Origin of the sequence: Paenibacillus sp. UASWS1643, assembly GCF_008693195.1 — a bacterium.
GTDB lineage: Bacteria > Bacillota > Bacilli > Paenibacillales > Paenibacillaceae > Paenibacillus > Paenibacillus amylolyticus_B.
The window spans coordinates 1-1,816 of record NZ_VXKZ01000070.1; the positions used below are offsets into that span (position 1 = coordinate 1).

At 42.3% G+C, this 1,816-nt stretch carries 3 protein-coding genes; all 3 read right to left on the reverse strand.

Translation table 11 applies throughout. The features are described 5' to 3' along the window. Window positions 1-46 precede the first annotated feature (46 nt). The gene (locus tag FE296_RS00350) at window positions 47-511 is read right to left on the reverse strand and encodes a TcpE family conjugal transfer membrane protein (protein WP_150363980.1); all 465 of its coding nucleotides are present in this window, start codon (window positions 509-511) and stop codon (window positions 47-49) included. A 13-nt stretch (window positions 512-524) separates the two neighbouring features. Beyond that, the gene (locus tag FE296_RS00355; RefSeq protein WP_150363981.1) at window positions 525-749 is read right to left on the reverse strand and encodes a hypothetical protein; all 225 of its coding nucleotides are present in this window, start codon (window positions 747-749) and stop codon (window positions 525-527) included. An 11-nt stretch (window positions 750-760) separates the two neighbouring features. Then, window positions 761-1,816: conjugal transfer protein (locus tag FE296_RS00360; protein ID WP_150363982.1), on the reverse strand; the 1,056-nt coding region annotated here is incomplete at its 5' end.

The window sequence follows — 1,816 nt, forward strand, 5'->3', positions numbered from 1 at the left end:
TTGTCGGAAATTCGGTAAATACCTTCATTAGATCACCTTCCTTCCTCTAATCTCGCATGGTCATGTACCCTTCAAATTGGTAATGGGTACGCTTCTTCTTTTTCTTCTTCAAACGATATTCTCTGGCAGATAGCTGACCGCCAAAGCCATATGACTTTGGTCGGTCCAGCTCCATTCCCTTAAAGTAAGTGACGCGCTTTGCCTTCCTCATATGATAAAGCACCATGCTTCTAGCAAACTTAATCGGTGGTCGATTCTCCGTCCCCACGTCAATTAGGAGATACGTAAGCATGAACGGTGCCGCAATTAAAATGGAGCTTGGTATTATTTTCAAAGGTATATTCAGCACAGGAAAGTAATACCAACCAACCATAATTGCGGCGATACCGAAAAAGTAGCCAATAGACTTCAATTTGAGAGGTCGCCCAACTTTAAAACCAGCAAACTGATACAGCTTGCGTTCAAACTTCAGAAACTCATTGAGAACAAACATATCCTTTCGCTGCTGCATAAAGGTAGCCCCCTTAATTGATGCCGACTAGTTTCGCAGCCCATTCAGAAATTTTCCCTAGTACATCTGGTTTCGAAACAATCAAATATGCCACCAAAAGTACCAAAAATGTACCAATAGCACCGATAAACTGACGTTTAAAGGCAAGCATAATAGCGAAGAAAATAGCAGCAACCAGGATCAAATTCCCTCCTTGCTCTGAAGCCCAGTCCAGCAACCCATCAAAACCAATATTCATGTTGATTCCTCCTATTGTTGATCTATTTTACTTACAACGTAACGCCCATCTTTTTGTGTAATATCCAATCTGTAATTGGTTACGAAGCGATCCTCTGAAACGGGATCTTCCAATACAACAGTGGCAAAGACAATATACGTTTCGGGAGTTTCACCCTGATAAATTTGCGAATTTTTAACGTTCACAAAGTTCATGCGCTTATTCAGTCCGCTTGGATGATCTTTGTCTTCAAGCAGATAGGCTAACTTGTCGGCAGGATCTGTAGCATAAGAGCCAAAGAAAGTATCAAGGAAATTGCGAATATTTTGCTTCACCTCAGATTCTGCTACATCCTGTAAACCATTTTTCGGATCTGACGCGACAACGGTAGTCTGCGGATTGATATAGGTGTACTTCGGTAGATCATAGATTCCATAATTCTGTGCATAGGCTACCGGTACAACAAAAAATTTACTAACTTCCTTAGGTTCATATTTAGTGGTTGTGGTTTTCTTTTTCGTCTTTTTGTCTGTAGTCTCAACTTCCTTCGGAATACCAATCTTCTGATACACCTTGAGGGTAACGTAAGCCTTGTTATCACCCTTTTCCTCGATATTAGCGATTTCCGTTGACAATAAGACCGAAGTGGTTTTTAATGACGTTGGCTCTAAGCCAGCGTGTGGATCGATGCCTTCAGCCAGATATGGCGCCAAACGCTCTTGACGCTTCGCCAGCGCTTCGCTACCTGGCTTCCAAGTAAAATACTCCTTGGCAAAATTCTCAGCATATTGGACAGCTGTAGTGGTTGTGGCCGGGTTTAGTGTTGGAGTTTGTTCCACAGCTGCTGCATTCACATCCTCTTGCTTAGACGGATTCAGTATGGAAAAGAAAAACACCAGAAACACAAAACCAAACATGATCCAAAAAACGATTGTTCCAAATTTCCTTGTACGATAGCCACGTGGACGATAGGCTTTACGTTCTTCCACCTTGGGTTTCTGTAAGTTCCGAAAAAATCGTTTTATCTTCTCCCAAACAGACACTTTTTCTTGCTGTGGCGCATCAGCCGCAGCTTTCCGCTTGGCTAA

Excerpts from the sequence above, each read along its gene's own strand:
- FE296_RS00350 (WP_150363980.1), bottom strand. The coding sequence starts at position 511 with ATGCAGCAGCGAAAGGATATGTTTGTTCTCAATGAGTTTCTGAAGTTT.
- FE296_RS00355 (WP_150363981.1), bottom strand. The coding sequence starts at position 749 with ATGAATATTGGTTTTGATGGGTTGCTGGACTGGGCTTCAGAGCAAGGA.